We start from the raw sequence: 13,495 nt of genomic DNA, 5'->3' as shown, positions 1-13,495 counted from the left end.
AGCAGTCGAATAAGGCAAAATGTTCCATATTCATGAAATTAACGCCTCTTTCAAGCTTCATCATCAGCCCCTATCGGTGGCTCCGCAAAATACGCGGATTTAGACTCGTTTACACCCCGCTGCTGGCAATTGTTCTGTTTACTGCTGTCATGGGCGTTATTTTGGGCACGCTGCAATTACAAGAAAAGAATCAACAAGAAGCAGCTCTATTCAGAGAGCTCTCATTTGCAAAGCAACGAATTCAAGCGCGCTTCGCAAATAATCTAGACGCATTAACAACCATCAATCGTGAAGTAGCGGCTAGCGAAGACCAAGCTAAATTCAAACAAATTGCTCGAGAGCAGGCTGAAGATCTCGTCATCAACAATCATGAGATCATCAAAATCATTTCGCTGAATAGTCAAAATCAACGGCAATGGATCGCTCCAGTCGACAGCGGAAAAACAGACTGGATTAATAAAACCCAAAATGATCAACTCATTAATACCAGCCTTGCTTCCGTTATAGAGCTGAGTCGAGTAACCAGTCGGGCTGCGTTTAGTCAATTTATTACATTAAACCTACCGAGTGACGAACCAATTTCTGCAGAGAGAAAAATTGTTTTTTGGCAAGTGGTGCCCAATATTGTCAGCGGTGAAATTACTGGCTTCTTGGCTGTTCTATACACCACGCAAGGCATATTAGATGTCATCCCTGGAGAACTCAAATCCTACTATCGCTTTACTTTACTAACCGACAATGAAAAAGTACTGGGTATTTCTTCCGATAAAGATACGCCCAAAAGGGCATTTAGTAATCAAACCAGCTTAGACATTGGAGTCTTGAGCCCAAACATTACTTTAAGGATTGACACTTACCCACCTCCCACTAACCTCACCTTCCGGATGTTGATTGGGGTTGTCATTGGATTGTGCATCTTCGTGATTTGGAGTTTGTGGTCAGTCCTTAAACAAATGCAGGTGCGTCAAGAAGCGGAAGCTAGCCTACGCACTGAAACCAGTTTTCGTAATGCCATGGAAAACTCCACTCCGGTTGGAATTCGTGCTCACGATATGGAAAAACGGATCACCTATGTGAATCGCGCCTTCTGTGAAATGACGGGCTGGTCATCAGAGGAGTTAATGGGTCTCACTCCACCTTTTCCATTCTGGCCCGATAACAGAAGAGATGAGCTTGTAGAGAAGATGAATCGTGCCCTGAAGGCCAACATCTCCGGCAACATGAAGGTGGGTATTGAGGGTGCTGTTCTCAAGCGCGATGGCACATTAATTCAGACGCGCACCTTTATTGCTCCGTTGATTAATGAAAAAGGTAAGCAGACTGGCTGGGTCACATCATTGATTGATATTTCCGAACCAAAAAAGATTCGTGAAGAATTAGCCGCTTCACAAGAACGCTTCACCACTGTTTTAGAGGGCTTAGATGCAGCAGTATCTGTTGTCTCCTTAGAGACAGACGAATTGCTGTTTGCCAATCGCTTCTATCGGGAAAATTTTGGCAATGACTCCAAGGGGCACTTTCAGCTGGCTCACCAGGAAAAGAAAATTGATACCTTGCACAATATTGCGCAAGATCTACAAGATTACATTCGTGACGGCATTCCAACCTCCTTCCTGTATCAGGAATCAGAGTCAGAAGATATTCAGTTGACCGATGGTAGTAATAAATGGTTCGAGGTACGTCGTCGCTTTATTCCCTGGGTCGATGGACATCTTGCTCAACTCTTGATTGCTACCGATATCACGCCCCGTAAGGCAGCAGAAGACCAAGCTCGCCAGCAAGAGGAGCGGATGCAATTTACAAGTCGTCTAACCACTATGGGCGAAATGGCGTCTTCATTGGCGCACGAACTCAATCAACCGCTTTCCGCTATTTCAAATTACTGCATGGGGGTTGCCAAACGCTTGGATGGCAATCTAGATCCAGCGCTCAGTAAAGACATCCTACCTGCACTAGAAAAGGCTTCTGAACAAGCACATCGTGCTGGCACTATCATTCAGCGTATTCGGAGCTTTGTAAAACGCAGTGAGCCTCAGCGCAAAGAGTCTTGTGTAAAAGAAATCATCAGTGACGCAGTCGGCTTGGTGGAAATTGAAGCCCACCGCCATCGCTTGAGCATCCAGTCCGAGATCGCTGAAAATCTACCTGTAGTAAACCTGGATCCAGTTCTGATCCTGCAGGTGGTCGTCAATCTTCTTAAAAATGCCTTGGATAGCGTTCGTGAGGCCTACCCCCTCTCCTCCCGTTGGTCGGCGCCACCCGTACGAATTAGCGCAGACCTAGACACCAGCATTTTCCCGGCCATGCTCAGAATCCAGGTTACGGATACTGGGGGTGGGATTCCTGAAAACGTGCTGCAACACATGTTTGAGCCGTTTTTCAGCACAAAATCCGACGGAATGGGCATGGGTCTCAATATTTGCCGCTCCATTATTGAGTCACATCATGGCAGGCTCTGGGCCACCAACGTCTCAGACTCAGAACAGACCAAGCTGGCCGGCTGCACCTTTACAATACTTCTACCCCTGGAATCTCCTGAATCCAAGGCTAATGGTTAACATCGAATTTTCAGAATTACCTCGCGAGAACTGATATGAACTTAAGTGCCAATGCAAAACCCAACCAAGCTGAAGTTGTTTACGTAGTAGATGATGATGAAGCGGTAAGAGACTCTCTTACTTGGCTTTTAGAAAGCAATGGTTACGTTGTTCGTTGTCACGCAAGCGCGGAACGTTTCTTGCAGTCTTTACAAAGCACCGATAAGTCCACTATCTCTTGCGCTATTTTGGATGTTCGTATGCCCGGTATGTCAGGCCTTGAATTACAAGAGCGCCTCACTAGCGAAAATCTCCCAATGCCAGTTGCCTTTATTACTGGTCATGGCGATGTCTCCATGGCTGTCTCTACCATGAAGCGTGGCGCAGTCGATTTTATTGAAAAGCCTTTTAAAGAAAATGATCTTTGCGGTTTAGTAGATCGCATGCTTGCTAAAGCGCGTATCGACTATTCACAAGCTAGCCAACGCAAAATTACGCAGAGCTTGCTGAGTAAACTCACCGGTCGTGAGCGTCAAGTGTTAGAGCGCATTGTTGCTGGTCGTCTAAATAAACAGATTGCTGATGACCTTGGCATCTCCATTAAGACTGTTGAAGCACACCGTGCCAACATCATGGAAAAACTCAACGTCAACACTGTGGCAGACCTGCTACGCCTTGCTTTATCTGACCCCCAGCCTAATTAATTACTGGGGTTTTCAATGCCAGCCCAATTACTAGACGGAAACGCCCTTTCTAAAAAACTACGTGCTGAGATTGCTGCACGTGGCGCCATTGTTACTGCTAAAGGCACAAGACCTGGTTTAGCAGTTATAGTGGTGGGAGACAACCCTGCCAGCGCTGTGTATGTCCGCAATAAAGTTAAAGCTTGTGAAGATGTCGGCTTTCATTCTGTTTTAGAGCGCTATTCTGCTGAGCTTGGCGAAGATGAATTACTTGCTCGTATTGCCCTGCTCAATGCGGATCCTGCAATTCATGGCATCTTGGTACAACTACCGCTACCTGAACATATTGCCTCTGAGCGAGTGCTTGAAGCAATTGCCCCAGAAAAAGATGTAGATGGATTTCACGTTGCCAACGCTGGTGCCCTGATGGTTGGCCAACCAGAATTCAAACCGTGCACCCCATATGGCTGCATGAAGATTCTGGAAAGCATTGAATACCCCATTCGTGGTGCCCGTGCGGTAATTGTTGGCGCCTCCAATATTGTGGGTAAGCCTATGGCCATGCTCCTCTTGCAAGCTGGCGCAACCGTTACGATTTGCAACAGCAAGACTCGCGACTTAGCGCACCATACAAAAGATGCTGATATTTTGGTGGTGGCAACTGGCAAACCCAAAATGATCTCCGGTGACATGGTCAAGAATGGTGCCGTTGTCATTGACGTTGGTATCAACCGCCTACCCGACGGCAAGCTTTGTGGCGACGTGGATTTTGATACTGCCAAATATGTGGCTGGATGGATTACCCCCGTCCCTGGTGGCGTAGGTCCTATGACCATCACCATGTTGCTAATGAATACCTTGGAAGCTGCTGAAAAGGCCTCCAAGCATTAACTGAGTTTGCATCAAGGAATTGACTGGTACTTTTGGCAAAATTGTTCCCAGTCCATTAAGCTAGAGGGATGACTACATCCCTTGCTAACACCCTCCCCGCAGAATTACAAAGCAATCCACTCGTTAACTTTGGACGCGGCATTCCTGCCTACTCAGAAGTAAAGCCAGAGCATATTGCGCCGGCGATTGAGTATCTTCTTAAACATGCGCAAAATGCGGTAGACCTAGCTGTTCATCCAGATACTCCATCTAACTGGGATGCGTTGGCTGAGCCCCTAGAAGATGCCACCGAATCTTTTGGTAGATCCTGGGGCGTGATTTCTCACCTGAATAGCGTTGCTGATACGCCAGAGTTGCGTGCCGCCTATGGTGAGATGTTACCGAAAGTTACCGCCTTCTTTTCTAGTCTTGGTCAGAATTTAGATCTCTACCAAAAGTTTAAAGAACTTAGTAAAGCACCAGACTTTGCAAAACTCAGTAACGCACAGAAGAAAGTAATTGAGAACTCTTTACGAGATTTCCGTTTAGGCGGCGCTGAACTGAGTGACGCAGATAAGCCGCGCTTTTCTCAAATTCAGGATGAGCAAGCAACCTTAGGTAAGGCCTTTTCAGATCATGTCTTAGATGCTACCGATAGCTTTGTGCATCTCATCAAGGATAAAGCTGATCTGATAGGCCTTCCCGAGGATGCGATTGCTGCAGCAGCAGATACTGCTCAACAGAAGAGTCTTCAGGGCTGGGCTTTTACCCTGCACTTTCCCTCCTATTACCCAGTGATGCAATACTCCGAGAACAGAGCCCTGCGTCGCTTGATGTACGAAGCCTACGTGACTCGTGCTTCTGAACTAGCGCCCCAGTACGCCCATGGCAAACTAGATTGGGACAACTCCCAAAACATGCTGGAACAATTAAGACTGCGTAATGAAGAAGCGCGCATGTTGGGCTTTAAAAACTATGCCGCCCTGAGCTTAGCGCCGAAGATGGCTAGCAGTGTTGATGAGGTTGATACTTTCTTAACAAACTTTGCGCAGAAGGCAAAACCCTTTGCGCTTAAAGACTGGCAAGAACTCTCTGAGTTTGCAAAAACTGAACTGGCTTTTACCGATGGTTTGGAGCCATGGGATGTTGCCTTTGCCTCCGAAAGACTAAAACAAGAGCGTTATTCTTTTTCTGAGAATGAGCTCAAGCAATATTTTCCATTACCCAAAGTATTGGACGGCCTCTTCCAAGTCATTCAGACTTTATTTGGCGTCAAGATTGAAGCAGCTGACTTACCGACCTGGCATAGCGATGTGCAATCATTCTCAGTCAAGAATGCTAAGGGCAATATCGTGGCTTACTTCTATTTAGACCCTTATGCCCGCCCTGGCAAGCGTGGCGGTGCCTGGATGGATGATGCCCGTGGCCGTAGAGTATTACCCAATGGTGAGATTCAAGTGCCGGTAGCATATTTGGTTTGTAACTTTGCGCCTCCAGTCAAAGTCGATGGCGTATTACGTCAACCTACGATTACTCATGATGATGTGATTACCCTCTTCCACGAAAGCGGCCATGGCTTACACCACCTCCTGACGCAAGTGAGCGCCTTAGGTGTATCTGGCATTAATGGCGTTGAGTGGGATGCTGTTGAATTGCCAAGTCAGTTTATGGAAAACTTCTGCTGGGAATGGGAAGTCTTGCAGAAGATGACTGCTCACGCTGAGACAGGAAAACCTCTTCCACGTGAATTATTTGACAAGATCCTCGCTGCTAAGAATTTCCAGAATGGTTATATGACTTTGCGTCAGATTGTGATGTCATTAACCGACTGGCGCTTACATGCCAGTTTTGATGCGAAGAATGCACAGGGACAAGCAGTGCTTGATCTATCTAGAGCAATTGCCGATCAATTTAACGTTATTCCACAGCCAACTATCTCCCGTTGGATCAATACCTTTAGTCATATCTTTGCTGGCGGTTATGCAGCTGGCTATTACAGCTATAAATGGGCTGAAGTACTCTCTGCTGACGTCTATTCTGCCTTTGAGGAAGCCGCAAAACTCACGGGCAGCGTCCTTGATGAAAAGACTGGCGCTCGTTATCGCGAGGAGATCTTAGAGGTCGGTGGCAGCCGTCCTGCTGCCGAGTCATTCAAGGCATTTAGAGGTAGAGAACCCAGTATTGATGCCTTGTTAAGACATGGTGGTTTGGCTTAGCGTGAAACCAATCAGATTACTTTTAGGTAGATATAAAAAAAGCCACTCATTGAGTGGCTTTTTTTATAATGCGCTGCTGTGATTAGTCCTTTTGCAAGAACACGTTCACGGTTTCAGAAAGCTTCTTATAACTCTGAAATAAGAAAGCATGTCCACCTTCATAAAAAGCCAACCAGGCAAAAGGAATTTGACTGGCAATCACCACCGAGTTTTGAGGATTGTCGATGATATCCTCACGACCATCTGCAACCAGAACGGGAACTTTAATCTTCTTTAAGTCTAGGTAATTCTGATTATCGGCATCCCAAAGGGTTGTGCGAGCACGAACTTGTCGCTCTTTAGCTTCTTTAGAAATTACAAAGTCATCAGGAATAGTTCCAGCAGCTTTTGCTGCCATAAATCTCCCGTACACAACCTTGGCGGCAGCCTTGCCTTCCGGCGTAATTGGGAATAGCAACTCAAAATTGTCCATCGGAGAAAGGCTCGGATTATTTAACTCCTCCCCAACCTTTTTAGAAATACCAATTTGATATTTGCCGCCTGGATTCGGAGCGCATAGAATAACTTTACTTACCAGCTCTGGGTGCCTAATGACAAACTGCTGTCCAATTCGAGCGCCCATTGACCATGAGAATACGTTTACCTTTTTAAAGCCCAGTGCTTTAACTAGACCTGCGGCATCATCCGCCATTTGCGGAATAGTGGTCTTATTTTCTTTGGTATCGGTTGAAAGTCCAGCGCCGCGATTATCAAAAATGATGAGTTGATTATTCTTTGCCAGCTCACCAAGAAGAGCAGGATCCCAAGCGCTCATGGTCGCTGCATAACCCATGATGAGGATCATAGGATCACCCTTACCTTTAAGGTAATAAGCTAACTTTACATCACCAACTTGAGCGTACTTCACCTCAGGCTTTTCTTGGGCTTGTGCTGGAAGGCTAAGGCTCAGAGAGATAAAAAGGGTAGCAATCGTTAAATAAACGCCTCGTATCAAAGTGGCATTAAAAAAGCTGAAGTTCTTGTTAATGGACATCATAGGATTCTAGTTTGGGTTAGTTTGCACAAAAAACTATATTAGCACTGCAACTCGGATGGCTAGCAAAGCAATTTACCATAAACACCCGCTACACTGACTTATTGAGCTTCTTATTTTTACGATTCTCAAAGAAAGTTTCGATCTCTACATAAAAGATGGGAACCAATGCCACGGCAAGGCAGGTAGAAGCGATCATGCCGCTAAATACGGTAATACCCAAAGAGATACGCGCTGCTGCACCGGCGCCAGTAGACAGGAGCAAAGGCATAACGCCTAAAATAAAGGCGATGGACGTCATGACGATTGGTCTAAAGCGTTCTCTTGAAGCTTCCAGTGCAGCATCCACAAAACTCATGCCTTTATGCCTGCATTCAATAGCGACCTCCACAATCAAAATGGAGTTCTTGCAAGAAAGTGCAATCATCAACACTAGGCCAATCTGCACATAAATATTGTTTGATAGACCTGTGAGCAATAAAGCCAAGACGGTTCCAGACAAGGACAGTGGTACTGCAGTCAGAACAGCCAGCGGAGCAACCCAAGTTTCATATTGAGCTGCGAGTACCAAGTACACCAACAAGATCGATAACGCAAAGATCAAGATGACGGTGTTACCGACCAAATCCTCTTGATATGACATGCCAGCCCACTGGAATGCGACACCGTCAGGCAAATTCTTGGCAACCTGCTCCAGGGCTTGCATTGCCTGTCCAGAACTGTAGCCCTCTTTGGCTGCGCCCAAGACAGCAGCTGAGGGATAAAGCTGAAACTGAGATGCAAATGCTGGTCCAGTGGTTTCTTTGACGTCAATGAAAGATCCGAGTGGAACCATATTGCCACTCTTATTTTTGACATAGAGACGATTCACCTGCTCAATAGCACTACGGTATTTACCATCAGCCTGCACATACACTTGGTAGGTCTGGCCATACTTAAAGAATTGATTGACGTAAGAAGATCCTAGGTAGGATTGCAATACATCATAAGCATCACCGATCTCGACACCAAAAGTTTCCGCTCTACCCACATTGAAACTGAGTTGAAGTTGCGGCACATTATTTTGGAAAGGCGTAAAGGCCATCATAATTTCTGGCTGTTTTTGTGCTTCATCAAGGAAGGCCTTAGTAGCGGCATCCAACTTAGCAAAATTATTACTACCGTCGGTGAGCATGAGTCTCATCTCAAAACCACCGGATAGTCCCAATCCAGGAATAGCTGGCGGTAATAGCACAAAGGATTTAAGCTCTTGAACCTGCTTCAGCCCCTCATTCATATTGTTATAAATGTCACGAAGACCCTGACCTTTGCCCCGCTCTTCCCACTTCTTCATAATGACGTACAAAGCACCGCTATTGGACTGAGAGCTACTGTTGTTCAACAAATTAATGCCACCAATGACTACAACAGTCTCAACACCGGGAACCTTCTTGATTACGTCAACGGCTTTTTTCATTCCCTCTTCAGTGCGCTGCAAAGATGCTGCATCAGGCAAGGTGGTTGATACCACTAAATAACCTTGATCTTCGTTTGGAATAAACCCCGAAGGGACAAACGTCAATCCAATGAGTGAAGCCACAATAATTGCAATACCTACCATCGAGGCTTTGGCTCGGTTTTTCATCAAGCCTTCAATCTTGTGGCCATACCAAGTTGCGAGGCGATTGAAATACAAATCAAACTTTTGATAAAGTTTATTTTTAACTAAGTTTTTATCGATCGGCTTTAAGTACTGGGCAGACTGAGTTGGCTTTAAGGTAATCGCATTTATGCCACTAATTAATGCTGTTGCTGCAATCACCAATGCAAACTGGCGATACATCTGACCGGTGATACCGGCAATAAATGAAGCGGGGATAAATACTGCCATTAAGACCAAAGTAATACCAATGATCGGACCCATCAAAGCAGTCATAGCATCAATTGCACCCTGCTTAGGATCTTCGCCCTCTTCCACCTTCTTAGAAACAGCCTCTACCACCACGATCGCATCATCCACCACAATACCGATACATAAAACAATGGCAAATAAAGTGAGCAAGTTGATCGAGAACCCAAGAGCTGCCATACACGCAAATGCGCCAATAATGGTCACAGGCACTGTCGTTGCAGGAACCAGCGTGGCACGCCAGTTCTGCAAGAAAATCATGATCACGAGCAATACTAAGATGCCTGCTTCATAGAGCGTTTTATATACTTCATGAATAGAGGCTTGCACAAACATCGTGGTATCAAACGGAATAGCCCAAGACACCTCTTTTGGCAGTGTTTTGGCGATGCTTTTCATTTCATCTTGCACTGCTTGTGCAGTAGCAATCGCATTAGCACCAGGCATTTGATAGATCGCAATACCACCTGCAGGACTGTCATTAATCTTGAAGAATTGACTATAGTTCTGACTACCCATTTCTATTCTGGCGATGTCACGCAAGTAAGTGATAGCCGCCTTACCACCTGACTTAACCACAATTTTTCCGAACTGCTCAGGGGTTGTCATCGCGCTCGTGACATTCAGTGTCAACTGAAAGTCCTGCCCCATCGGGGTTGGTGGCGCACCAATTTGTCCTGCTGTAAGCAAGACGTTTTGCTTATTAATAACCGCTATCACATCACTTGGCGTGAGATTGCGCATCTTGAGTTGGGCAGGATCAAGCCAAACTCGCATACTGTAGTTACCTACCCCAAACACATTGGCTGCAGCCACACCTGGTAATCGCGCTAAGCGCTGTTGTAGCTTAAGGTTTGCGAGGTTACTTAAAAATAAGCCGTCATGATCTGGATTGGATGAAGTCAGGGTAACGAACTGCAAAATGGCAGTAGATTGTGTTTTGGTTGTAACGCCCTGCTTTTGTACTGCCTGAGGTAAAGATGGCAGCGCAATAGCTACCCGGTTTTGTACGTTCACCTGTGCTAAATCAGGGTCGGTGCCAACCTTAAAAGTAACTGTTAGGGTGTAGTTGCCATCATTGGTTGATGCCGACTCCATGTAGAGCATCCCCTCAACACCATTCACCTGAGTTTCAATATTGCTAGCAACCAATTGCTGTACAAGAGTTGCACTTGCGCCTGGATATCTGGCGGTCACTTGAATGGTAGGCGGAACAATATTAGGGTACTGAGCAATCGGCAAACTATTAATCGATACTGCCCCGATCAGCAGCATCATCAGAGCAATGACATTGGCCAGTACCGGCCGTTCGATAAAAAATTTAGATAGCATGATTATCGAGCGGGCATAGCCTCAAGCGTCACCTCTGTTGGCTTAGCTACTTGATTAATACTCAAGTTAATAAATCCATTAATAACAACTTTGCTGCTAGCGGTTAAGCCCTTGCTAATCTCAACATATTTGTCAAAGCGCTGACCTAAGCTAATGTCTTGACGTTGGGTTCGCATTGCATCATCCAAAACAAAGACATAGTCACCTACCTGGTCTGTCATCACAGCAGTTTTAGGCAGCAATAATGCTTGTCTTGGCTCTCCATATTGAGCCATCACACGCGCATATAAACCAGGAATCAACTGATACTTTTCATTCTTCAAGATTGCTCGTAACTGCAATGATCCAGTGTCAGTAGAGATTAAATTTGCAGCGTAATCCAGAACACCCTCATGCGGATATCCAACCTCGTCCTGTAGGCCAACGAAGATAGGTAACTTGTTGACCTCTGATTTACGTTCCGCGTTTTGATCTTGACCTTTTTCAAACTTCAAAAAGTCTCTCTCATTAATATTGAAGTAGACATAGATCGGCGAGATCTGCTGAATAGTAGAGAGCTGCACCCCTTTTGTAGTTGAATCTAAATAAGCACCAACATCCAATAAATGCCTTCCCATGAGTCCATCAAAGGGCGCCCTGATTTCGGTATAACCCAAATTAATCTTGGCAAGAGTCAGATTAGCTTCAGCTTGCTGGAATTGAGATAAAGCTCTATCCACCGCAGCTTGAGAAGTCGCATTCTCTTTCAGGAGGGATTTCTGGCGACCGTACTCGCTCTTAGCTTCGGTATAAATTGCCTGTTTTAATTTCACCTCTTGGATATATTGGTCTTGCTCAATCACAAAGAGTAGATCACCCTTCTTGACCATGGCGCCATCTGCAAATCCAATCTTAGTGAGATAACCCTTGACCCGCGCATCCAGGTTTACTGTGAGGAATGGATCCACTAAACCATCAAAAGTAGCAAAACTACGAATCTCTTGTGAGAGTGGCACTGCAATGGTGACAGGTGTTGGGGGTTGCTTGATCTCTTTGCCGCAAGACTTCAAGCAAACGATCGCTATTAAGGCAATCAAAACCAAAATGGATACCCCAATTGTCCGGGGTGACAACTTCTTTTTCAAAATGGGAATCTCAACCGTACTTAACTTCTCCAGGAGCGCATTCCATCTGGCAGAAGCTGAATTCCAGAGCGTCAAAATATGCTCCCATACAGGCATCAGCAAAAGTTTGGCTTTTATTAATAATTCTTTCATGGCGCGGCACTTCCCTGAGTCGGCTTAGTAGGTGTATTTGTGGGTGTATTTGTATTGCTTGGTGCGATAGCTTGTGTAGATTTAGATGGGTCTGGTGTATCCACCAAAACCTTACTGACCTTCACCGTTAAAGGATCGCCTGCTCTGGTAAGTACAGAACCCCAGTCTGTGCGATCAGTCATATCCGCAATCATCTGATCTGGCAGCTTGGGAGGAGTCATGTCCGCCGTCCAGCCACCACCAAGCGCCTTAAATGCTCCAACATAGCCGATGAGCTCATTGGATGAAGTTTGTACCAAGGAGTTTTGGATATTTAATAGATTCTGCTGTGCAGTAATCACCGTGGTGTAATCACTCTGCCCTGTTTTATAACGCTCAAGCGCTAAATCTGCGGCGCTCTGTGCTGCAATCACGCCACGACCTAAGTCTTCTTTTGAGCTTTTGGTAGTGGAGATGGTGATGAGTGAATCCTCGACCTCCTTCTGAGCATTCAAGACTTGATTCTGATAAGCCAAAAGGCTCTGCTGGAAGATGGCATCTTGCACGCGCACCTGATCCACAATTGCGCCCCGATAGAACAGTGGCAAGTAAAGGCCAGCACTCACTCCGGATGAGTTATTGCCCCAACTAAATAAATTAGGTGAGGTTAAGCTTCCATAGTTTGAAGTGGAATAACCAAAAGTTCCCCCTAAGGTAAATGTCGGGTACAGCTGCGCCTTATTCACACCAATGAGGGCCGACTTAGAAGCAGCATCAAACTCTGCCTGCAAAACATCGGGGCGGCGACGTAATAAATCTATCGGCATACCAATACCCAGCTCGGTTGGCGGTTTGAGACTACCCCTGGTATTGCCATAAGTCTTTTCGTAATAATTGGGGGGCTCGCCCAGCAAAATACTCATGGCATGCTGATTTTTTTTCAAATTCGCGACCAAGCCCGGTATCTGAGCCTTAGTCTGCTCATACTGCGCTTGCGCTTGGCTTAAGTCCAGCATCGAGGTAGCGCCATATTTGAAGCGAGCACCTGCAATGCGTAAGCTTTCTTTTTGTAAGGCTAGATTAGTTTTAGCAACTGCGATCAACTCTTCATAGTTTCTTATATTGATATAGGTATTAGCCACATCAGCAGTTAAAGAAACATCTGCAGAGTAAAAAGCGGCAACTCCTGATAAATACGAGTTCAGTGAACTTTGAACACCACGGCGATTCTTGCCCCAAAAATCTAACTCCCAACTCACCTGAACTAAGGCATTTTTAGAGATCAAATTATTAGAGTCATTAATCGCCTCTTGGATCGCGCTATTTCGATTGTTGTTGTACGAAGCACTTAAGTTAGCAGATGGCAGCAATGTAGCGTCGCTCACACCCAATTGAGCCTGTAACTGGTAGATACGTAAAGCCGCTTGTTGCAAAGTTAAGTTTTGATCCGTTGCTTGCTTTAGCAAAGCATTCAGAGTTGGATCATTAAAGCTCTTCCACCACTCCACTGGGTCCAGAATCTTGTTGGAGTTTTCGCCTAAGGATTCTGTAAATTCGGTTTGGCTTGATGTTTTATATTGATCTACCGTTTTAACCGTAGGTCTAGTGAAGTCCGGCCCAACCATGAAACACCCTGCCAGCATCAAGGTGCTAACAATGACTAATAAATAGGCGGATGAATTTCTAGATAAAGGCATTCAA

8 protein-coding genes are annotated in these 13,495 nt (G+C 45.6%); 4 read left to right on the top strand and 4 right to left on the bottom strand.

Annotated elements, in window-relative coordinates:
* Window positions 1–32: 32 nt before the first annotated feature.
* The 4 genes from AOC20_RS03575 to AOC20_RS03560 all read left to right on the top strand — a co-directional run bounded on the left by AOC20_RS03575 (window position 33) and on the right by AOC20_RS03560 (window position 6,306).
* On the top strand, window positions 33–2,558 hold the full coding sequence (locus tag AOC20_RS03575) for a sensor histidine kinase (RefSeq protein ID WP_215361551.1): 2,526 nt from the start codon (window positions 33–35) through the stop codon (window positions 2,556–2,558).
* 35 nt (window positions 2,559–2,593) lie between these two features.
* Window positions 2,594–3,241 (top strand): response regulator transcription factor, encoded by a 648-nt coding sequence (locus tag AOC20_RS03570; RefSeq protein ID WP_215361549.1) that lies wholly within the window; start codon window positions 2,594–2,596, stop codon window positions 3,239–3,241.
* A 15-nt stretch (window positions 3,242–3,256) separates the two neighbouring features.
* Window positions 3,257–4,111 (top strand): bifunctional methylenetetrahydrofolate dehydrogenase/methenyltetrahydrofolate cyclohydrolase FolD, encoded by an 855-nt coding sequence (gene folD, locus AOC20_RS03565; protein ID WP_215361547.1) that lies wholly within the window; start codon window positions 3,257–3,259, stop codon window positions 4,109–4,111.
* 68 nt (window positions 4,112–4,179) lie between these two features.
* On the top strand, window positions 4,180–6,306 hold the full coding sequence (locus AOC20_RS03560) for a M3 family metallopeptidase (RefSeq protein WP_215361546.1): 2,127 nt from the start codon (window positions 4,180–4,182) through the stop codon (window positions 6,304–6,306).
* Between the two features lie 82 nt (window positions 6,307–6,388).
* Here the strand turns inward: AOC20_RS03560 and AOC20_RS03555 are convergent, their stop codons facing one another.
* The 4 genes from AOC20_RS03555 to AOC20_RS03540 form a co-directional block, all read right to left on the bottom strand.
* Entirely contained in the window at window positions 6,389–7,342 is a 954-nt protein-coding gene (locus tag AOC20_RS03555; protein ID WP_215361543.1) for an alpha/beta fold hydrolase, read from the bottom strand.
* A gap of 88 nt (window positions 7,343–7,430) precedes the next feature.
* Window positions 7,431–10,559, bottom strand: a complete 3,129-nt coding sequence (locus tag AOC20_RS03550) for an efflux RND transporter permease subunit (protein WP_215361541.1) — start codon at window positions 10,557–10,559, stop codon at window positions 7,431–7,433.
* Window positions 10,560–10,561: 2 nt separating this feature from the next.
* Window positions 10,562–11,815, bottom strand: coding sequence for an efflux RND transporter periplasmic adaptor subunit (locus AOC20_RS03545; protein WP_215361539.1), 1,254 nt, complete (start codon window positions 11,813–11,815; stop codon window positions 10,562–10,564).
* Window positions 11,812–13,491: an efflux transporter outer membrane subunit gene (locus AOC20_RS03540; RefSeq protein WP_215361537.1), complete on the bottom strand. Its 1,680-nt coding sequence runs from the start codon at window positions 13,489–13,491 to the stop codon at window positions 11,812–11,814. Before AOC20_RS03540 ends, AOC20_RS03545 begins: the two co-directional genes overlap by 4 nt.
* Between the last annotated feature and the right edge of the window lie 4 nt (window positions 13,492–13,495).

The organism is Polynucleobacter ibericus, assembly GCF_018687955.1.
GTDB lineage: Bacteria > Pseudomonadota > Gammaproteobacteria > Burkholderiales > Burkholderiaceae > Polynucleobacter > Polynucleobacter ibericus.
Note: the sequence above shows the minus strand (reverse complement) of the source record. Positions and strands in the feature narration are given on the sequence as shown.

Excerpts from the sequence above, each read along its gene's own strand:
- AOC20_RS03575 (WP_215361551.1), top strand. The coding sequence starts at position 33 with ATGAAATTAACGCCTCTTTCAAGCTTCATCATCAGCCCCTATCGGTGG.
- AOC20_RS03570 (WP_215361549.1), top strand. The coding sequence starts at position 2,594 with ATGAACTTAAGTGCCAATGCAAAACCCAACCAAGCTGAAGTTGTTTAC.
- folD (WP_215361547.1), top strand. The coding sequence starts at position 3,257 with ATGCCAGCCCAATTACTAGACGGAAACGCCCTTTCTAAAAAACTACGT.
- AOC20_RS03560 (WP_215361546.1), top strand. The coding sequence starts at position 4,180 with ATGACTACATCCCTTGCTAACACCCTCCCCGCAGAATTACAAAGCAAT.
- AOC20_RS03555 (WP_215361543.1), bottom strand. The coding sequence starts at position 7,342 with ATGATGTCCATTAACAAGAACTTCAGCTTTTTTAATGCCACTTTGATA.
- AOC20_RS03550 (WP_215361541.1), bottom strand. The coding sequence starts at position 10,559 with ATGCTATCTAAATTTTTTATCGAACGGCCGGTACTGGCCAATGTCATT.
- AOC20_RS03545 (WP_215361539.1), bottom strand. The coding sequence starts at position 11,815 with ATGAAAGAATTATTAATAAAAGCCAAACTTTTGCTGATGCCTGTATGG.
- AOC20_RS03540 (WP_215361537.1), bottom strand. The coding sequence starts at position 13,491 with ATGCCTTTATCTAGAAATTCATCCGCCTATTTATTAGTCATTGTTAGC.